This is a genomic window from Polaromonas sp. P1_G1 (genome assembly GCF_056405595.1).
Genome location: NZ_JBFUBU010000026.1, coordinates 53,454 through 73,003, shown reverse-complemented (window position 1 = coordinate 73,003; position 19,550 = coordinate 53,454). Strand labels below are relative to the sequence as shown.

General features: G+C 64.8%; 19 protein-coding genes and 1 pseudogene. 11 read left to right on the top strand and 9 right to left on the bottom strand.

From position 1 onward, the window contains the following. Positions 1–208 precede the first annotated feature (208 nt). The 6 genes from AC1D1Y_RS14685 to AC1D1Y_RS14660 all read right to left on the bottom strand — a co-directional run bounded on the left by AC1D1Y_RS14685 (position 209) and on the right by AC1D1Y_RS14660 (position 5,848). Positions 209–622 carry an SRPBCC family protein gene (locus AC1D1Y_RS14685; RefSeq protein ID WP_477682965.1) on the bottom strand — a complete coding sequence of 138 codons (414 nt, stop codon included), beginning with the start codon at positions 620–622 and terminating at the stop codon, positions 209–211. Positions 623–700: 78 nt separating this feature from the next. Then, positions 701–1,495 (bottom strand): SDR family NAD(P)-dependent oxidoreductase, encoded by a 795-nt coding sequence (locus AC1D1Y_RS14680; RefSeq protein ID WP_477682964.1) that lies wholly within the window; start codon positions 1,493–1,495, stop codon positions 701–703. Further along, positions 1,492–2,133 carry a 2-dehydro-3-deoxy-6-phosphogalactonate aldolase gene (locus AC1D1Y_RS14675; RefSeq protein ID WP_477682963.1) on the bottom strand — a complete coding sequence of 214 codons (642 nt, stop codon included), beginning with the start codon at positions 2,131–2,133 and terminating at the stop codon, positions 1,492–1,494. Before AC1D1Y_RS14675 ends, AC1D1Y_RS14680 begins: the two co-directional genes overlap by 4 nt. Before the next feature lie 26 nt (positions 2,134–2,159). Further along, positions 2,160–3,041, bottom strand: a complete 882-nt coding sequence (locus tag AC1D1Y_RS14670; RefSeq protein ID WP_477682962.1) for a 2-dehydro-3-deoxygalactonokinase — start codon at positions 3,039–3,041, stop codon at positions 2,160–2,162. After that, entirely contained in the window at positions 3,038–3,970 is a 933-nt protein-coding gene (locus AC1D1Y_RS14665) for a sugar kinase (protein WP_477682961.1), read from the bottom strand. Before AC1D1Y_RS14665 ends, AC1D1Y_RS14670 begins: the two co-directional genes overlap by 4 nt. Positions 3,971–4,108: 138 nt before the next feature. Further along, entirely contained in the window at positions 4,109–5,848 is a 1,740-nt protein-coding gene (locus tag AC1D1Y_RS14660) for an IlvD/Edd family dehydratase (protein WP_477682960.1), read from the bottom strand. 90 nt (positions 5,849–5,938) lie between these two features. Between AC1D1Y_RS14660 and AC1D1Y_RS14655 the strand changes: the two genes are divergently transcribed. The 9 genes and pseudogenes from AC1D1Y_RS14655 (at position 5,939) to AC1D1Y_RS14615 (ending at position 14,225) form a co-directional block, all read left to right on the top strand. Then, positions 5,939–6,901: a 2-hydroxyacid dehydrogenase gene (locus AC1D1Y_RS14655; RefSeq protein ID WP_477682959.1), complete on the top strand. Its 963-nt coding sequence runs from the start codon at positions 5,939–5,941 to the stop codon at positions 6,899–6,901. 130 nt (positions 6,902–7,031) lie between these two features. Continuing rightward, a pseudogene (locus AC1D1Y_RS14650) lies at positions 7,032–8,324 on the top strand (ABC transporter substrate-binding protein); the annotation flags it as partial. A gap of 55 nt (positions 8,325–8,379) precedes the next feature. Further along, positions 8,380–9,252: a carbohydrate ABC transporter permease gene (locus tag AC1D1Y_RS14645; protein WP_477682958.1), complete on the top strand. Its 873-nt coding sequence runs from the start codon at positions 8,380–8,382 to the stop codon at positions 9,250–9,252. Continuing rightward, the gene (locus AC1D1Y_RS14640; RefSeq protein ID WP_477682957.1) at positions 9,249–10,100 is read left to right on the top strand and encodes a carbohydrate ABC transporter permease; all 852 of its coding nucleotides are present in this window, start codon (positions 9,249–9,251) and stop codon (positions 10,098–10,100) included. The genes AC1D1Y_RS14645 and AC1D1Y_RS14640 overlap by 4 nt, the downstream gene beginning before the upstream one ends. Before the next feature lie 18 nt (positions 10,101–10,118). Continuing rightward, positions 10,119–11,189, top strand: coding sequence for an ABC transporter ATP-binding protein (locus AC1D1Y_RS14635; RefSeq protein WP_477682956.1), 1,071 nt, complete (start codon positions 10,119–10,121; stop codon positions 11,187–11,189). 8 nt (positions 11,190–11,197) lie between these two features. Beyond that, a complete protein-coding gene (locus AC1D1Y_RS14630; protein ID WP_477678025.1) occupies positions 11,198–11,965 on the top strand; it encodes an SDR family oxidoreductase in 768 nt (255 codons plus the stop codon). A gap of 33 nt (positions 11,966–11,998) precedes the next feature. Further along, positions 11,999–13,042: an L-idonate 5-dehydrogenase gene (locus tag AC1D1Y_RS14625; protein ID WP_477682955.1), complete on the top strand. Its 1,044-nt coding sequence runs from the start codon at positions 11,999–12,001 to the stop codon at positions 13,040–13,042. Between the two features lie 40 nt (positions 13,043–13,082). Then, positions 13,083–13,466, top strand: a complete 384-nt coding sequence (locus AC1D1Y_RS14620; protein WP_477682954.1) for a cupin domain-containing protein — start codon at positions 13,083–13,085, stop codon at positions 13,464–13,466. A 9-nt stretch (positions 13,467–13,475) separates the two neighbouring features. Next, the gene (locus AC1D1Y_RS14615; RefSeq protein ID WP_436153711.1) at positions 13,476–14,225 is read left to right on the top strand and encodes a FadR/GntR family transcriptional regulator; all 750 of its coding nucleotides are present in this window, start codon (positions 13,476–13,478) and stop codon (positions 14,223–14,225) included. A gap of 17 nt (positions 14,226–14,242) precedes the next feature. Here AC1D1Y_RS14615 and AC1D1Y_RS14610 read toward each other — a convergent pair whose 3' ends face one another. Continuing rightward, positions 14,243–14,869, bottom strand: a complete 627-nt coding sequence (locus tag AC1D1Y_RS14610; RefSeq protein ID WP_477682953.1) for an NAD(P)H-binding protein — start codon at positions 14,867–14,869, stop codon at positions 14,243–14,245. Then, complete coding sequence (locus AC1D1Y_RS14605; RefSeq protein WP_477682952.1) at positions 14,811–16,550, bottom strand: DEAD/DEAH box helicase; 1,740 nt, start codon at positions 16,548–16,550, stop codon at positions 14,811–14,813. The genes AC1D1Y_RS14610 and AC1D1Y_RS14605 overlap by 59 nt, the downstream gene beginning before the upstream one ends. 367 nt (positions 16,551–16,917) lie before the next feature. Here AC1D1Y_RS14605 and ettA point away from each other — a divergent pair, with 367 nt between their 5' ends. Both ettA and AC1D1Y_RS14595 read left to right on the top strand, forming a co-directional pair. Continuing rightward, complete coding sequence (ettA, locus tag AC1D1Y_RS14600) at positions 16,918–18,579, top strand: energy-dependent translational throttle protein EttA (protein ID WP_477682951.1); 1,662 nt, start codon at positions 16,918–16,920, stop codon at positions 18,577–18,579. Positions 18,580–18,593: 14 nt separating this feature from the next. After that, positions 18,594–19,130, top strand: a complete 537-nt coding sequence (locus AC1D1Y_RS14595) for a DUF1415 domain-containing protein (protein ID WP_477682950.1) — start codon at positions 18,594–18,596, stop codon at positions 19,128–19,130. Positions 19,131–19,143: 13 nt separating this feature from the next. On the opposite strand, the gene AC1D1Y_RS14590 is transcribed toward AC1D1Y_RS14595, so the two are convergent. Continuing rightward, positions 19,144–19,509 carry a response regulator gene (locus tag AC1D1Y_RS14590; RefSeq protein WP_477655230.1) on the bottom strand — a complete coding sequence of 122 codons (366 nt, stop codon included), beginning with the start codon at positions 19,507–19,509 and terminating at the stop codon, positions 19,144–19,146. Positions 19,510–19,550 lie beyond the last annotated feature (41 nt).

Sequence of the window (19,550 nt, the reverse complement as noted above, 5' to 3'; positions counted from 1 at the left end):
GCGCAGCGTAGCGAGTTTAGCGAGACCCCGCCGTAGTCGAGCACCGCAGGTTGCCCGTAGCGAAGCGTAGGGACCCAGACTGCGGGTCGCCTTTCTTTTGCTTACTTTTCTTTGGCGAAGCAAAGAAAAGTGAGTCGCATGCCGGGCGACCCCGGCCCCGGACCTCAACCCAACATCAACGTACAAAGCAGCAAAGAAGCTTCGATGCCTAGCCAGCAGACTTTTCCGAAGAGCCGCCAAGCGCCCGCTGCATCACCACCGCCCCCTGACTCATCATCGCGTCAATGTATTCCTCCAAAGCATCGGGCAGCACATCGGTAATCCAGACAAAACGCGTGCGCTTGTCCCCCTCGGCAAACAGCTGCGCCGAGGCCATGTGATGGCTGGCCTTGCCGCCGACCACGGTATAGCTGAGGCGATGCGCCGCTTCATGGATGCCCACCAGCACTTCGTGCGCTACCGCGCCGTTGGCAAAGGTCACGGTGCGGCCGCCTTCGCCGGGCTTGCAGTCGACCACAAAGCCCGGCGCCAGGCGCCGGTGCACCGCATTGAAATCGCGCAGCGCATCCCAGACGCTGTCTATGCCCGCGTCGACGGTGAATTCCTTGTAGATCGTGGCCATGGTGACTCCAGTCTGTCGGCGCCGGGGTGGCGCCTTGCCACTACAGGCTAGCAGCCAAAGCGGGCGGAGTCAGCCTGATTAGACGGGGACTGTGTAATTGAGTGTCATGCGCCCGCCATCCACCACCACAATCTCCCCGGTGATGTAGCTGGCCGCATCGCTGGCCAGGTAGGCCACGGTGTCGGCGATCTCGGAAGGTTCGCCCAGCCGTTTCATGGGCGTGCGGCTCATGATTTTGGCCTTGGCTTCGTCGCTGGTGAGCACGGCCTTGGCGGCCAGTTCGGTGGCAATGGTGCCGGGCGCCACCGCGTTGACGCGCACGCCCTGGCCGGCCAGCGACAGCGCCATCACGCGCGTGAGCTGGTTGATGCCGCCCTTGCTGACGTTGTAGCTGGCGATCGTGGGAATGGCGAGCACGCCGTTGACCGAGCTCATGTTGACGATGCTGCCCTTGCCGGCGGCCGCCATCACGCGCGCCACGGCCTGGCCCACCAGGAAGGAGCCTTTGAGGTTGATGCGCAGCACGGCGTCGAAGTCGGCTTCGGTCACGTCGAGGAACTCGGCGGCCCTGAAGATGCCGGCGTTGTTGACCAGCACGTCGATGCGGCCGTGCGCGGCCACGGTTTGCGCGACCAGCGCGTCGACCTGGGCCTTGTCGCCTACGTCGCAGTGCACATACAGGCCGCCCAGTTCCTTGGCCAATGCCGCGCCGGGCGCGTCGGCGACGTCGGCGATCACCACGATGGCCTGCTCGTGCGCAAAGCGGCGCGCGCAGGCCTCGCCTATGCCTTGCGCCCCGCCGGTGACGATGCAGACGCGGCCAGCGAGGCCGAAGGAGATGGCGGAAGCCGCAGCAGGGGAGGGGGTGTTCATGCCCGCATGGTACCCGTGTAGGCGGCGATGAAGTTCTTCGCGCTGTCGGCCACCTGGGCCGCCGTCATGCCGGGTTTGTACAGCGCCGAACCTATGCCGAAGCCGCTGGCGCCGGCCGCGAGGTAGGCGCCCATGTTGTCCGGCGTGACGCCGCCCACCGGCATCACTGGAGTCTGCTTCGGCAGCACGGCGCGCAGGGCTTTCACCACGGCCGGCGCGATCATCTCGGCCGGAAAAATCTTGAGACCCGTGGCGCCCGCTTCCAGCGCGCCAAAGGCTTCGCTGGCGGTCATCACGCCGGGCAGGCAGACCATGCCGAGGCGCACGGCTTCGCGCACCACGGCCGGGTTGAAGTTGGGCGAGACGATGAGCTGGCCGCCCGCGGCTTGCACATTGCGCACGTCTTCGGGCGTGAGCACGGTGCCCGCGCCTATCAAGGCCTCGGGGTAGGCGCCGGCCATCGCAGCGATGCTGTCCAACGGCTGCGGCGAATTGAGGGGAATCTCGATCAGCGTCCAGCCCGTGGAGACCAGCGCCTGGCCGACCGGTAAAGCCTCGGCCGGCGTGAGCCCGCGCAGGATGGCGACCAGGGGGAGCGTCGTGAGTGCTTTGGAGAATTTTGGGTGTGCGTTGTTCATGGTGTTCTATCGATGGGGTGGCGCGCTCAGCCCAGCGTGTCGGCAATGGCGCGCAGGCCGCGCCAGGTGGCGCCCGCGCCTACGCGCTGGACCGGCACGCCGAGCTGGGCCAGTGCCTGTTCGTAGCGCACTGTGAGCGCCTCCGCGCCCATGACCACCACGGGCTCGCCGCGCGACAGCGTTTGCGCCTTGAGTTCTTCGCCTATGACCAGGCCCGACAGGTAGCTTGGTAGTGCCTCAGTCTTCATCCGGTTGAACAGCGACAGCGTGCGCGTACTGAAGGCGGTGTTTAGCAGGCCGGGGCCGGACAGCGCATGGGCCACACCCTGGTCGAAGGCGGCGGCGTCCAGCGCGGGCTCGTCCTCGGGCAGCATGCGCGACAGGATGGAGTGGCGGCGCAGCAGCGCATACAGCTCGCCGGTCATCCAGGTCGAGAAATCCGTCACCTTGCGATCGCTCACGGTGGCCCACTTGCTGTGCGTGCCGGGCAGTACCAGGCGAGCATGCTCCAGGCCGAGCAGTTGCAACGCGCCGAAGATTTGCGTTTCCTCGCCGCGCATCACGTCGGGCACGCCGTTTTTGTCGATGCTCAGGCCGGGCACGATGGCGATGCGGCCGGGCTCCACCCATTCGAGCGCGGCGGCAATCGCGCCAAAGCCGGCGGGGCAGGCGCAGTAGGGCGCCTCGCGCCAACCTTGTTTGCTGCCGGCCATGCCGGAGATCAGGCACAGCGTGCCGGGTGCCATCCAGTCGCCGAAGCAGCTTTCAAAAACATCGGGAAAACCGCCGGGGTCTACCGTCAGGATGCCGCGCGGGAAAGCGCGTTCTTCGAGTGCCGCGCCATCGGCATCGAGCAGCGCGCCGCGCAGCGACGAGCTGCCCCAGTCGACCGCGAGCAGGCGGCTCACAGCAAGGCCCTGACCTGTTCAGGCCGCGGCAGCGGCGCCACCGCGCCATAGCCTTGCACCGTGAGGGCCGCGGCCGCATTGGCATAGCGCGTGGCGTCGAACACCGTGTCGCCCTGGGCAATGCGCGCCAGCAGGTTGCCGCAGAAGCAGTCACCGGCGCCGGTGGCGTCCACCAGCTTCACGCGGTGCACCGGCACACGTTCGCGCCGCGTGCCGTCGCTGACCAGCGCGCCGTCGCCGCCCAGCTTGAGCACCACGGTCTTGGCGCCCAGGGCATGGCCCCAGTCGACCACTTCATCAGGATCCGTCATGCCGTTGAGGGCGGTGATGTCTTCCAGGCTGGGCAGGAAGATGTCGCACAGCGACACCGCATGGCGTGTGCAGGCCAGCGCGCGGTCCAGCGGCCAGAGCTTGAGCCGCAGGTTGGAATCAAAGGACACCAGCGTGCCGGCCTCTTTGGCCAGCTTCATCGCGGCAAAGGCCGTGTCGCAGGCGCTCGCGGAAATCGCCAGCGAGATGCCCGACACGTGCAGGACTTTGGCCTGGCGCACGGCATCAGCCGCGCCGGCCTGCTGCAGCCAGGCCGGCGTCATGCGGCTGGCTGCTGAGCCCGCGCGCAGGTAGCTGAACTCATGCCCCTTGAGGCCGTGGGTGACGAAGTACAAGCCGGTGCTGGCTTCGCTGTCCTGTTGGACGGCGGCCGTGGAAACATTCTCGGCGGCCCACAAAGCCATCAGCGACTGGCCGAAGGTGTCGCCGCCCAGGCGGGTCAGGTAGGCGGTGCTGGCGCCGGCGCGCGCGGCGGCGATCACGGCATTGCTGGTGTCGCCGCCAAAGCCTTGCAGGTAGTTGGGCTGGCCGGCGGTGGTCTGGTTGAATTCCACCATGGCTTCGCCGAGCGCGACGACATCGAATTTTCTGGCTTGCATTGGGTTTCCTGGCTTTTTGCGGCATCCCGGCGCGGGTCTTTTTCAGGGACGAAAGCCGAAAAAAAGAGCACGCCGCGCCTCAAACCCCCAATGGTACCCGCGGGCCGGGTGTTGCCCCGTACCCGCGCTGTACCCGGCTCAGTGGTTGTCGCGCGGCACAAAAGAACCGCGCTTGCCCACCAGGAAATCCAGGTCCACGCCTTCGTCGGCCTGCAGAACGTGGTCGATGTACAGCTTCCAGTAGCCCGAGGACAGCGGCGGCTCGGGCGCTTTCCAGCTGGTCATTCGCCGTGCAAGCTCTTCATCGCTGACATGCAGATGCAGGCGGCGATTGGGGACATCAAGTTCGATGATGTCGCCGTTTTGCACCAATGCCAGCGGGCCGCCCGCTGCCGCTTCGGGTGCGGTATGCAGAATCACGGTTCCGTAGGCCGTGCCGCTCATGCGCGCGTCGCTGATGCGCACCATGTCGGTGATGCCCTTGCGTAGCACCTTGGGCGGCAGCGGCATGTTGCCGACCTCGGCCATGCCGGGGTAGCCCTTGGGCCCGCAGTTCTTCAGCACCATCACGCAGTTTTCGTCGATGTCCAGGTTTTCGTCGTCGATGCGCGCGTGGAAGTCCTCAATGGTTTCAAACACCACGGCGCGGCCCTTGTGCACCATGAGCGCGGGCGTGGCCGCGCTGGGTTTGATGACGGCGCCGCGCGGCGAGAGGTTGCCGCGCAGCACGGCGATGCCGGCCTTGTCCTTGAAGGGCGCGGACAGCGGCTTGATCACGTCGGTGTTGTAGTTCTCGGCGTCGGCGATGTTTTCGCCTATGGTTTTGCCGTTGGCGGTGATGGCGCCGGTGTGCAGGTGCTGCGCGATCTCCTTCATCACCACCGGCAGGCCACCGGCGTAGCAGAAGTCTTCCATCAGGTATTTGCCCGAGGGCTGCAGGTTGACCAGGCACGGCAGTTCGCTGGCCAGCCGGTCGAAATCGTCGACCGTAAGCTTCACGCCGATGCGGCCGGCCATCGCGATCAGGTGGATCACGGCATTGGTCGATCCGCCAATCGCGGCCAGTGTCTTGATGGCGTTCTCGAACGCTTCGCGCGTGAGGATTTTCGACAGGATGAGGTCCTCATGCACCATCTCGACGGCGCGGCGGCCGGCCATGCGGGCCAGCACGTTGCGCCGGCCGTCGACCGCGGGGTAGGCGGCGTTGCCGGGCAGGCCAATGCCCAGAGCTTCGACCATGCTGGCCATGGTCGAGGCCGTGCCCATGGTCATGCAGTGGCCGTGGCTGCGGTGCATGCAGCTCTCGGCCTCGAAGAAGTCCTGGAGTTTCAGGGTGCCGGCGCGCACCTGCTCGCTCATGCTCCACACGCCGGTGCCCGAGCCGAGCTCCTGGCCGCGCCACTTGCCGCTCAGCATGGGGCCGCCGCTGACGCCCACCGTGGGCAGGTCGACGCTGGCCGCGCCCATTACCAGTGAGGGCGTGGTTTTGTCGCAGCCCATCAGCAGCACCACGCCGTCGATGGGGTTGCCGCGTATGCTTTCTTCAACGTCCATGCTGGCCAGGTTGCGGTACAGCATGGCGGTGGGGCGCAGCAGGGTTTCGCCCAGCGACATCACCGGGAATTCGAGCGGGAAGCCACCGGCTTCATAGACGCCGATCTTGACCTGCTCGGCGATCGTGCGGAAATGCGAGTTGCAGGGCGTCAGCTCGCTGAAGGTATTGCAGATGCCGATGACCGGCCGGCCGTCGAACTGGTCGTGCGGGACGCCCTTGCCTTTGACCCAGCTGCGGTAGGCAAAGCCGTCGCGGTCCTGGCGGCCGAACCATTGCTGGCTGCGGAGTTCGTGGGCGGGTTTTTTCTTGGGTGGTGTGCTCATGCGGGAAAGTCCTTAATTCGTCAAACATATTATCGTCATACCATTGACCACGCTATCTTAGTGAAAACCATGACCGCAGGAGTCCGCCCTTTGTCCGCCCCGTCCAACCGCCCGCACATCCTCACCGTCGCCAAGCTTCCGCCCTTCCTGATGGAGCCGCTGCAGGCGGCTTATGAGGTCCATGACAGGCTGCATGAGAGCGACCCGGCGGCTTTCGCCAAGGTGGCGCCACTGATCCGCGCGGTGGCCGGAGGCGGGGAGTCCAAGGTGCCGCGTTCCCTGATGGAGCAACTGCCCGCGCTGGAGATGGTTTCCATCATGGGCGTGGGTTACGACGGCGTGGACGTCGCCGCCGCGCTGGAAAAACGCATTCCGGTCACGCACACGCCCGGTGTGCTCAACGACGAGGTGGCGGACCTGGCCATAGGCCTCATGCTGTCGGTGGCGCGCCGCATTCCGCTGGCCGACCGTTATGTGCGCGCCGGCCGCTGGGCCAAAGAGGGGGCCATGCCCCTGGCGCGCAAGGTCTCGGGCGCGCGCCTGGGCATCGTCGGCCTGGGCCGCATAGGCCAGGCCATCGCGAGCCGGGCCGAAGCCTTCGGCATGTCGATTGCCTATACCGGGCGCGGCGCCAAAGCGGAACTCGCTTACACCTTTTACCCCACGGCACAGGCACTGGCCGCGCAGGTGGATTTCCTGATCGTGATCACGCCCGGCGGTGCCGGAACGCGCCACATGATCAATGCCGAAGTGCTCAAAGCCCTGGGCCCCGAGGGTTACCTGATCAACGTGGCGCGCGGTTCGGTGGTTGATGAGGCGGCCCTGGTTGACGCGCTGCAGCAAGGCGTGATCGCCGGCGCGGCGCTCGATGTGTTCGAGAAAGAACCACACCCCACCGAGGCGCTCTGGTCCATGGACAACGTGGTGCTGACGCCGCACATGGCCAGCGCCACGGTGCAGACGCGCCACGCCATGGCGAAGCTGGCCGTCGACAACCTGCGCGCCCATTTTGCCGGGCAAGCCCTCTTTACCCCGGTGCCGGAATGGCATTGAATCAGGGGCGGAATGCTTCGGGTTTTCCATAGAAGACTCGGGGTTTAATCATCATATGATAACAATGCGTCAACGAACCCTTTTGAGTTTTTTGCCGTTCAACAACCCACCCGCAGAGGAGACAAATCCAATGAGACTCAAGACAATTCTGGCCGCCGCGATGGTCGCGGCCGGCCTCATCACGGCGGGGCAGGCCGCCGCCCAGGAAAAGCTCACCGTCTGGTGGGTCAAGGGCTTTTACAAAGCCGAAGACGACGCGCTGTTCGCCGCGATCAAGAAGTACGAGGAAAAACACAAGGGCGTGAAGGTCGAGCTCTCGCAGTACCCCGTGCAGGACATGATCCCGAAAACCGTCGCGGCCCTCGACTCCGGCAGCCCGCCCGACGTGGCCTATGCCGACGTCTACGACTTCCAGGTCGCCGGCAAGTGGGCTTTCGACGGCAAGCTTGAAGACATCAGCAGCGTGATCAACCCCATCCGCGCGCGTTTCGCGCCCAACACGGTGGAGACTGCCTTCCTCTACAACGACGTCACCAAGACGCGGGCCTACTACGCCTTCCCGATGAAGCAGCAGACCATGCACATTGAGTACTGGGTGGACATGCTCAATGAGGCCGGCTTCAAGGAATCCGACATTCCCACGGCCTGGAAGGACTATTGGTCTTTCTGGTGCGACAAGGTGCAGCCCGCCCACCGCCAGAAAACCGGCAACCGCACCTTCGGCATCGGCCAGCCGCTGGGCGTGGATTCGAGTGACTCGTTCTATTCCTTCCTGACCTTCATGGACGCCCACAACGTGAGCCTGGTCAGCGACAGCGGTAAGCTGCTGGTCGACGATCCCAAGGTCCGCGCCGGCCTGATCGGTGCGCTGACGGATTACACCCAGCCTTATGCCAAGGGCTGCACGCCGCCGTCGTCCACCAGTTGGAAGGACCCGGACAACAATGTCGCCTTCCATAACAAGACCACCATCCTGACTCATAACGCCACGATCTCGATCGCCGCGAAATGGCTGGACGACATGAACAACGCCTCGCTCAAGCCGGAAGAGCGCGAGACCGCGAAGAAGAACTACACCGAGCGCATCCGCACGGCGGGCTTCCCGAACAAGCCCGACGGCAGCAAGATGGTTTACCGCGCCGCCGTCAAGGTGGGTGTGGTGTTCAACCAGGCCAAGAACAAGGCCCGCGCCAAGGAGTTTGTGTCCTTCCTGATGCAGGAAGAAAACCTCACGCCTTATGTGGAAGGCTCGCTGGGCCGCTGGTTCCCGGTGACCAAGACCGCGCAGCAGCGTCCGTTCTGGAAGGCCGATGCGCACCGCCTGTCGGTCTACAACCAGTTCACCGCCGGAACCGTCAACTTCGAGTTCACCAAGAACTACAAGTTCACCATCCTGAACAACGAGAACGTCTGGGCCAAGGCGGCCACCCCGCCCCCCGGGCACCCGGGGCGGGGGGCGCGCGTCAACAAAGCAAAGCATGAGCACTGCAACCATCCAACAGGCCGCCCCTTCCGTGCGCGCCGAACGCGCCGCCATGACTTCGTGGGAGAAGTGGGGGCTCGCGCTGGTCGTTCCCTACCTGCTGATCTTCCTGGTTTTTGTCATCTACCCGGTGGGCTACGGCCTGTGGCTGGCACGCCATCCGGAGAGTTATGTCAGGCTGTTTGCCGACCCGATTTTTTTCCGCTCGCTGGTCAACACGGTGGTGTTCATCGTCGTGGCGGTGAACATCAAGATGGCGGTGGCCTTGTTCCTGTCGGGATTTTTCCTGAACACGCGCTGGTGGATCAAGGCGCTGTCGGTGATTTTTATCCTGCCCTGGGCCGTGCCTTCCATTCCGACCATTTTGTCGATGCGCTTCATGCTCAACCCCGAGTGGGGCGTCATCAACACCCTGATTTTCAAGTTGACCGGCATAGACGGGCCGAACTGGCTCAATGACCCGACGCTGGCCCTGTCCTTCTCCATGCTGGCCCACATCTGGAAGTCCCTGCCGTTCTGGACGCTGATCCTGCTGGCCGGCCGCATGGCCATACCGGCCGAGCAATACGAGGCCGCGTCGGTGGACGGTGCCACGATCTGGCAGAAGTTCCGCTTCATCACCTGGCCGTCGATGCGCTCGCTGTACCTGACCTCGACCATCTTGTCGATGATCTGGACGCTGGGCGACTTCAACAGCGTCTACCTGCTCACGGGCGGCGGGCCGGCCGACCTCACGCACGTGCTGGCCACGTTGGGCATCCGTTACCTGCGGCTGGACCAGGTCGATTTGTCCCTGGCCTCCATCGTCGTGGCCCTGCCCCTGGTGCTGCCGCTGGTGTATTTCATGATGAAAAGGTTGTCCAAATGAGCCGCGTCACACTGCGTACCGTAAGCCGGGAGGCCCGGCTGCTGCTGATCGGTATCCCGGTCCTGCTTTGGACGCTGATCCCGATCTACCACATGGTGCTGTTCGCGATCTCGCCGCGCAACGAAGCCACCACCGGACGGCTCTGGCCCAAAAAGCCCACGCTGGACAACTTCGAAACGGTGTTCTGGCAAAAGCATTTTTACCTCGACCACTTCTGGGAGCAGCTCGGCAACTCGCTGGTGATTGCGCTGTCGGTGGGTGTGCTGACGCTGGTGGTCTCCACCACCGCGGCCTTTGCCATCAGCCGCCTCAAGGTGCGCGGCGGCCGCACGGTGATGAACATGGCGCTCTTCACCTACTTCATCCCTGCGGCCTTCCTGGCTGTTCCCATGTACAAGACCATGGGCAACTACGGCTTGCTGAACCACCAGTGGTCGCTGATCCTGGCCATGGTGACCATCGCCTCGCCGTACTGCATCTGGGTGCTCAAGCAGGCCTCCGACAAACTGCCTTACGAACTCGACGAGGCGGCCAAGATGGACGGCGCCACGGCCATGCAACTGTTCCGGCTGGTCTACCTGCCGCTCATGGTGCCCTCGCTGGTGGCGGTCGGAACCTATGCGCTGCTGCTGGCCTGGAATGAATACCTCTACGCTTTCCTGCTGCTGTCCAGGGACACCAGCGTGACGCTGGCGGTGGCCCTGGGTAATTTCCTCGCCGCTGACGACTCGCCGTGGGAACTGCTGATGGCCACGGGCCTGATTTACGCGCTGCCTCCGGCGGCAATTTATTACGCTTTCAAACGCTACATGGTGTCCGGCCTCACAGCCGGCGCCGTGAAAAGCTGATCCCGGGAAATACCAAACATGGCTTCTGTATCGTTTCGCAATATTGAAAAGGCCTTCGGCAAGGTCAAGATCATCCATGGCATCAGCTTCGACATTTCCGACGGCGAATTCGTCGTGCTGGTGGGGCCTTCGGGCTGCGGCAAGTCGACGCTGCTGCGCATGCTGGCCGGCCTGGAGGAAATCAGCGGCGGCGAAATGTCGATCGACGGCAAGGTCATCAACGAGCTCGACTCCAAGGACCGCGACATCGCCATGGTGTTCCAGAGCTACGCCCTGTACCCGCACATGACGGTGCGCGACAACATGGCGTTCAGCCTGAAGCTGCGCAAGGCCGATGCCGAACTCACCAACAAGCGCGTCGGCGACGCGGCCCGCATCCTGAACCTGGACCCGTTGCTGGACCGTTTCCCGCGCGAACTCTCGGGCGGGCAGCGCCAGCGCGTGGCCATGGGCCGCGCCATCGTGCGCGACCCCAAGGTCTTCCTGTTCGACGAGCCGCTGTCCAACCTGGACGCCAAGCTGCGCGTGGCCATGCGTGCCGAGATCAAGGCCCTGCACCAGCGGCTGAAGACCACCACGGTTTACGTCACGCACGACCAGATCGAAGCCATGACCATGGCCGACCGCATCGTGGTGATGCATGACGGCATCATCGAGCAGATCGGCACGCCGCTGGAACTGTTCGACCGGCCCGGCAACCTGTTCGTCGCGCAATTCATCGGCTCGCCCGCCATGAACGTCTTCAAGGGCGTTCTGCGCAAGGACGGCGGCCGGGCCTGGGTCGAAGCCCAGGGCCACCAGTGGCCCATAGGCGCGATCGCGCAGGCGCAGGACGGGCAATCCGTGCACTACGGCGTGCGGCCCGGCGACCTGTCGTTGTCCGCGACGGGGCAGGGCATCCCGGCCAAGGTCATCGTGGTGGAGCCCACCGGCGCTGAGACCGAACTGCTGCTCGACGTGAACGGCGCCAAGGTCATTCTGGTGATGCACGGCCGCACGGCGGTGCGCCCGGACGAGATCGTGCACCTCGAAATCGCGGCCGGCAAAACCCACGTGTTTGACGACGCCAGCGGCGCCCGGCTGGACTGAGGCCGCCCATGGTCGTGAACACTTTCAGGCTTGACGGGCGCCTGGCGCTGGTCACCGGGTCTTCGGCCGGCATCGGCCTGGCGCTCGCGCGCGGCCTGGGGCAGGCCGGTGCCCGCCTGGTGCTCAACGGCCGCGACAGCGCCAGGCTGGCGCAGGCGGCCAGTGTGCTGCGCGATGAGGGCCTGGAAGTTCATACGAGCGGTTTTGACGTGACCCAGGCCGGCGCGGTGCAGGCGGCTGTGGACGACATTGAAGCGACCCTGGGCGGCATCGACATCCTGGTCAACAACGCCGGCATGCAAAAGCGCATGGCCTTGCAGGATTTCCCGGCGCAGGACTGGCATGAGCTGATGCGCACCAATGTCGACAGCGTCTTTTTTGTCGGCCAGGCGGTCGCCCGGAAAATGATAGGGCGCGGCAAGGGCAAGATCATCAACATCTGTTCGGTGCAGAGCGAGCTGGGGCGTCCCAACATCGCGCCCTATATGGCCAGCAAGGGCGCGGTGAAGATGCTGACCAAGGGCATGGCGATCGACTGGGGGCCTTACGGCATCCAGGTCAACGGCTTGGGCCCGGGCTACTTCAAGACCGAACTCACCGAAAAACTGGTAGCCGACGAACAGTTCAGCGCCTGGCTCACGGGGCGCACGCCCAGCAGGCGCTGGGGTGAGGTGGCCGAGCTGGCCGGCGCAGCCGTGTTCCTGGCCAGCGATGCCTCCAGTTTTGTCAACGGCCATGTTTTATATGTCGACGGCGGGGTGACGGCGACGCTGTGAAGCCGCCGTCCCGCGCAACCAGGGAGAAACATCATGCGTGGACTTGTCTGTCATGCGCCCCTAGACCTGCGCCTTGACGCACTGGATGCCGAACACCTCGGTCCGCAGCAGCTGCGTGTGCGGGTGGCTTTCGGCGGGATTTGCGGTTCCGACCTGCACTACTTCCAGCACGGCGGTTTCGGCACCGTGCGTATCAAGGAACCCATGGTGCTGGGCCACGAGGTGTCGGGCGTTATCGAGGCGGTCGGGAGCGAGGTCGGCGGCCTGCGCGCCGGCCAGCGCATCGCGATTTCACCCTCGCGGCCCTGCGGTGCCTGCCGCTTCTGCCAGCAAGGCCTGCACAACCACTGCATGGACATGCGCTTTTACGGCAGCGCGATGCGTTTCCCGCACATCCAGGGCGCTTTCCGCGAAACCCTGGTCATCGAGGCTGCCCAGGCGCATCCCGTGGCCGACGACCTGCCTTTGTCCGAGGCCGCGCTGGCCGAGCCTCTGTCGGTAGGCCTGCACGCCATTTCGCGGGCCGGCTCGGTGTTCGGCAAACAGGTGCTGGTGACCGGCTGCGGCCCGATAGGCGCCTTGCTGATCGCCGGCCTGCGCCGCGCGGGCGCGGCCCGCATCGTTGCGGCCGACATCGCCGAGCTTCCCCTGGCCTGCGCCAAAAAGATGGGCGCGGACCAGACCATCAACCTGGCCCAGGAACCGGACGGCCTGGCGGCGTTTGCCGCCGGGAAAGGCCAGTTCGACGTAATGTTTGAGGCCTCGGGCAATGAGAAAGCCCTGGTCGCGGGCCTGGACGTGGTGGCGCCGCGCGGCGTCATCGTGACGGTGGGCCTGGGCGGCAACGTCTCCCTGCCGCTCAACACCCTGGTCGCCAAGGAGCTGGAGTTGCGCGGCACCTTCCGCTTTCATCCCGAATTCGCCGTCGCGGTGGCCTTCCTGAACCAGCGGCTCATTGACGGGCGGCCCGTGATCACCGACATCGTCGCTTTCGACCAGGCCACGCATGCCTTTACACTCGCCGGCGACAAACGCCAATCCATGAAGGTGCAAATCGCCTTTGGCGGCGAAGCCTGATGGGGCGCTTGCTTTTTACATCCATTCACCGGAGTCCCTTGTGACCGTTTTCTCCAAAGTCATTCTCTACACCGATACCGACGGCCGGGCCAAATTCCGGGAAGAGGCCATACCGCTGGGCGAAGGCTCGCCGCAGGCCATGCTGTCCGAATTGTTCGCCTCGGGCGGCTACCAGCTGCGCCACAGCCCGCTGGGTTTTCGCAGCCAGTTCCATTGCACGCCGAACCCGCAATGGGTGTTCATCCTGGGCGGCGAGATGGAAATCGGGTTGCAGGGAGGCGTCTCCCGCGTGTTCAAGCCGGGCCAGCATTTCTATTCCGCCGACGTGCTGCCGGCCGGCGCCACTTTTGACCCGGCACTGCACGGCCACTGGAGCTGCCAGGTAGGGCCGGACCCGCTGGTCACGTTGTTCTTGCGGGGTTAAGGCGACACCATGGCCACCATGAAAAACGTCCACGGCAACACGGTTGACCATATCGGGGAAGCCATCGTCGCGGGGCGTTATACCGCCGGCATGTCCATGCCGCCGGAGCCGGTGCTCTGCGAGGAACTGGGCGTGAGCCGCACGGTGGTGCGCGAAGCGGTCAAGTCGCTGATCGCCAAAGGCCTGGTCACCACCGGGCCCAAAGTGGGCACTCGCGTGCTGACCGAGGAGCACTGGAACTGGTTCGACCCTGACGTCATCGCCTGGAAGGCCAAGGCCGGCATCACGCCCGAATTTTTACGCGACCTGCTGGAGCTGCGGCGCCTGGTCGAACCCGCCGCCGTGCGCATGGCCGCCGAGCGCGCCACTGCGGAAGAAATCGCCGGGATCGAGGACGCTTATGCGGGCATGAAGCGTGCCGTGGAAGGCGGCGGTGACTACGTCACCTACGACCTGCGTTTTCACCAGGGCCTGCTGCGTGCCGCGCACAACCGCATGCTGGTCCAGATGAGCAAGGCGCTCAGCGCCTTGCTGCGCACCAGTTTTGAAATCTCCACTGTCCGCAAGGACGGGCCCAAGCGTTCGCTACCGCTGCACCGGGCGGTGCTCGATGCGGTGATCGCCCGCAACCCGGCCAAAGCCGAAAAAGCGATTCTGGTGCTGATTGACGGTGCGCACGAGGATATCGAACTGGTGCTCGGCTCGCGGCGCCGTTTGCCTAAGCTGAGCAATCCGGCCAAACAGCTCAAGGCGGCCTGAACCGGTGAGAACCGGGCTTAACGCTGCTGCATTTCGCCTGAGAGGATCACGTGGTGGCCCTGGCGAGTAGCCACTTCCTCGACCAGCGTGTGCGCGACGCGTTCCGCCGAAATGGACTGGTAGTTGAGCGGTATCACGCGGTTGAGAAATTTTGAGAGGCCCATTGCCAGCTTTTCACCGCCGCGCGTGGGCTGACCCAGGGATTCCCGGTCGCCCGCCAGAAAGGACGGCCGCACCACCACCAGCGTGGAAAAACCGAGCTGCGAGAGCGCTTCTTCGGCTTCGCCTTTGACACGGGTGTAGAAGAGGACGGAATGGGAGTCTGCGCCCATGGCGCTGACCACACCCAGCCGCGTGGCGCCGGCAATGCGGCCGGCTCGGGCTACGGCCAGCACGGCATCAAAATCCACCGCCCTGAAAGCCGCGCGGCTGCCGGCTGTCTTGATGGTGGTGCCCAGGGCGATGAAGACGTCGTCCACCGGCGGTGCGGTGAATCCGGCGAAAGAGTCCGCCAGGTGCACGGCCAGCTTGAGGTCGCGCTGGGCTGGTGCGCGACGGCCCACGCAGTGGACCGCCGAATAGTGCTTATCGGCCAGTAAACGAGCCAGGACCGCCCGGCCGACGAGGCCCGTTGCCCCGGCCACCAGCGCCACCCGAGCCGCCGCCACCGCCGGAGCGGTTGCCGCCCCGGTAGTTGCCGCGGTTGCCGCCCGTGGGCTGGCCGGAGGATGGGAAGCCTGAGGAGGCGTGGCTGGCGGGTTGCTGGTTGTCGAAGTCATTGCGTGGCTCCCTTGACTCATTGCGGGGCGCGCGCGGCTGCTGGTCGTCGCGCGGCGGGCGCTGCGCCTGCTGGCGTGGCGGCTGGCCGTTCTGTGAGTAGCCCGAAGCCTGGCGTGGCTGGCCGGGATTGGGCGTGCGGGGACCGCGGCCGCCGCCGCCGTTACCGCCACCACCGTTGCCGCCGCCGGCGGGGCCGCGTCCGCGCGCGCCGCCATTGCCGCCACCATTACCGCCGCCTGCGCCGCGCGCGGGCTGGGCGCCCTTGGTGTCGCGGATACGCTGCATCATCTCGGTGCGGGCGGCCTTGGCCGCTGCCTGCATCACGTCGCGGCTTGGCGGTTTACCCAGGCCGCCCCAGATGGTCTGGCGGCCCATGGCCAGCGGTTCGGCGCGTTCGCCGGCTTCGGCTTCAAAGCCGGGGACGATGACTTTTTCGATGTTCTGCTTGGTGAAGCGCTCGATGTCCTGCATGAAGCCTTCCTCATCGAGGCAGACCAGGCTGACGGCTTCGCCGCTGTTGCCGGCACGGCCGGTGCGGCCGATGCGGTGAACGTAGTCTTCGCTGACGTTGGGGATTTCGTAGTTCACCACGTGCGGCAGCTCGTCGATGTCGATGCCGCGGGCGGCGATGTCGGTGGCCACCAGGGCGCGGATCGTGCCGCTCTTGAAATCGGCCAAGGCCTGGGTGCGGGCGGTCTGGCTCTTGTTGCCGTGCAACGCCATCGCGGGGATGCCGTTTTTGGTCAGGTGCTCGGCCACGTTGTTGGCGCCGAACTTGGTGCGGGTGAACACCAGCACCTGGCTCCAGTTGTGCTCGTTGATGATGTGGGTCAGCAGCGCTTTTTTCTTGGCTCGCCCGACGGGGTGGATGGTCTGCGTGATGCGCTGCACCGTGGTGTTGCGCGGCGTGACCTGGATGGATTCGGGGTTTTTGAGCAGGCCGTTGGCCAGCTCGCGGATCTCATCGCTGAAGGTCGCGCTGAACAGCAGCGACTGCTTCTGCTTGGGCACCAGGGCCAGCACCTTCTTGATGTCGTGGATGAAGCCCATGTCCAGCATACGGTCGGCTTCGTCGAGCACCAGGATCTGCACCTGGCTCAGGTCCAGCGTGCCCTGGCTCGCGTGGTCAAGCAGGCGGCCGGGGGTGGCGACCAGGATGTCGACGCCGCGGCGCAGTTTTTCAATCTGGGCGCCCATGCCGACGCCGCCGAACATCACCATGGAGGTGAGGTCTGTGTATTTGCCGTAGGTGCGCACGCTTTCTTCGACCTGGGCCGCGAGTTCGCGGGTCGGGGTCATGATCAGGGCCCGCACGGCATTGACGCCGCGGCGGTTGGTCAGGCGCGCTTCGGTGGACAGGCGCTGCAGCAGGGGGAGGGTGAAGGCAGCGGTCTTGCCGGTGCCGGTCTGGGCGCCGCCCAGCAGGTCCACGCCCTTGAGCACGGCGGGGATGGCCTGGGCCTGGATGGGGGTGGGGGTGTCGTAGCCCTGCTCGAGCACGGCCTTCAGAATGGCCGGGGCCAGGTTCAATTCTTCAAATGTCATGATGTTGCGCCGTGTGGCGCTTTAGATCGGCCTGTTGGGTGCCTTGCTGGAAGGCAACCCGCCAGTCAAAGGCAGATGGGGTCAGAAAGTGGGCCGAAAACATCGTAAGCAGCCACTTGAAGCGGTACCCGGATGTGCCCAAATGTTGTAGGCAACTGGAGCCAGCAACCCCTGTATTGTCGCACAGCAACGATAATGGGGGCATTCACGCATAAATCACGCCTTGCCAAAAGGCGTTTGCGCCCAGGCGCGGCGTGTCGTTCCAGCCCGCAAGAAAGCCTGCTGATAGCCTGCAAAAATAGTATTTACAGGCGGCAAGCAGCCCATTTTCCTGCATTGTTTTTCATTTTTACCAAAGTTAATCCTGATGGCTCAGTACGTTTTCACCATGAACAAGGTCGGCAAGATCGTGCCGCCCAAGCGCCACATCCTCAAGGAGGTGTCGCTCAGTTTCTTCCCGGGCGCCAAGATCGGCGTGCTGGGCACCAACGGTTCCGGCAAGTCGACCTTGCTCAAGATCATGGCTGGCCTGGACACTGAAATCGAAGGTGAAGCCACCCCCATGCCGGGCCTGAACATCGGCTACCTGCCGCAGGAACCCAAGCTGGACCCCGAGCACACGGTGCGCGAAAGCGTGGAAGCCGGCATGGGCGCGGTGTTTGCCGCCAAGGCCCAGCTCGAAGCTGTGTACACGGCCTACGGAGAGCCCGATGCCGACTTCGAGGCGCTTGCCGCCGAGCAGGCCCGCCTGGAGGCCATCATCGCCACGGCAGGCACCGACTCCGAGCACCAGCTTGAAATCGCCGCCGACGCGCTGCGCCTGCCGCCCTGGGACGCCAAGATCGGCGTGCTGTCGGGCGGCGAAAAACGCCGGGTCGCCCTTTGCTCCCTGCTGCTGTCACGGCCTGACATGCTGCTGCTCGACGAACCCACCAACCACCTGGACGCCGAATCGGTGGACTGGCTGGAGCAGTTCCTGCAGCGTTTCTCGGGCACCGTGGTGGCCATCACCCACGATCGCTACTTCCTGGACAACGCCGCCGAGTGGATCCTGGAGCTGGACCGCGGCCACGGCATCCCCTGGAAGGGCAACTACAGCAGCTGGCTGGACCAGAAGGGCGAGCGCCTGGCACAGGAGCAAAAGGGCGAGGAAGCCCGCGCCAAGGCTCTGAAGAAGGAACTTGAATGGTCGCGCCAGAACCCCAAGGCGCGCCAGGCCAAGAGCAAGTCGCGCCTGGCCCGCTTCGAGGAACTCTCCGACTTCGAATACCAGCAGCGCAACGAAACCCAGGAAATCTTCATCCCCGTGGCAGAACGCCTGGGCAATGAAGTCATCGAGTTCAAGAACGTCAGCAAGTCCTTCGGCGACCGCCTGCTGATCGACAACCTGAGCTTCCAGGTGCCCGCGGGCGCCATCGTCGGCATCATCGGCCCCAACGGCGCGGGTAAGTCCACGCTGTTCAAGCTGATCGCCGGCAAGGAAACGCCGGACAGCGGCGAAGTCGCCATCGGCAAGACCGCGCGCATGGCCTTCGTCGACCAGCACCGCGACGACCTGGCCAATGAAAAGACCGTCTGGGAAGATATCTCCGGCGGCCTGGACATGCTGACTGTCGGCAAGTTCACCATGCCCAGCCGCGCCTATGCCGGCCGCTTCAACTTCAACGGCGCCGACCAGCAAAAGCGCGTCGGCATGCTGTCGGGCGGCGAGCGCGGGCGCCTGCACCTGGCCAAGACCCTGATCGCGGGCGGCAACGTGCTGATGCTCGATGAACCCTCGAACGACCTGGACGTGGAAACCCTGCGCGCGCTCGAAGACGCGCTGCTGGAATTCGCCGGCTCTGTGCTGGTGATCAGCCATGACCGCTGGTTCCTGGATCGCATCGCCACCCACATCCTGGCCGCCGAAGGCGACAGCCAGTGGACCTTCTTCAACGGCAACTACCAGGAGTACGAAGCCGACAAGAAGAAGCGTTTGGGCGAAGAGGGTGCCAAGCCGAAGCGCGTCCGTTTCAAAGCCCTGCACTAGGCTTGGGAGCTGTCATGACAGACCAGGAGATCCTGGACAAGACCCGCCATTGGCTCGAAAAGGCGGTGATCGGGCTCAACCTGTGCCCGTTCGCCAAGGCGGTCTACGTGAAGAACCAGGTGCGCCTGGTGGTGAGCCGTGCCCGGCATGCGGACGACCTGCTCGAGGAACTTGACCGCGAACTGGACTTGCTGGTGGCCACGCCGGCCGAAGAGGTCGACACCACGCTGCTGATCCATCCCACGCTGTTCGAGGACTTCCTGGATTTCAATGACTTCCTGGAGATTGCCGAAGGTGTGGTGGATGAACACGGCCTGGAAGGCGTGATCCAGCTGGCCAGCTTCCACCCGCAGTTCCAGTTTGACGGCACCGAGCCTGACGATATCGGCAACTACACCAACCGCGCCCCCTTCGCCATCCTGCATTTGCTGCGCGAGGAGAGCGTCGAAAGGGCCGTGGAGGCATTCCCCGAGGCTGAGGCCATCTTCGAGCAGAACATCGCGACGCTCGAAAAACTCGGCCACACGGGCTGGAAAGCGCTGGGCCTGTAGAGCCGCGGCGCTCCTATTTGGGCAAATACTGCTTGAGCACCGCCTGAAGCTGGGCGAAGTTAAAAGGCTTGGTCACATAGCCGCTGGCACCCAGGCGCAGGGCTTCTTCGAGCCGCTCCGACTCCGCGCTGGCCGACAGGAACACAAAGGGCACCTGCCTGAGCGCGGGTTCGGCCTGAAGCGCGGCCAACACTTCCATGCCGTTCATCTGCGGCATCATCACGTCGCAAAAAATCAGGTCCGGTAGCTGCGCCCTGGCCGCCTGCAGGCCGGCGCTGCCGTCCGCCGCCGCGACGCCTTCATGGCCCTCCAGCCGGACGAAGCGCAGCAGGTTGTCCCGTATATGGGACTCGTCTTCAATCACCAGGATGCGCGCCATTTTTCTTTCGCGTTGAGGGCCCCCGCTGTCATTGTTGAAGG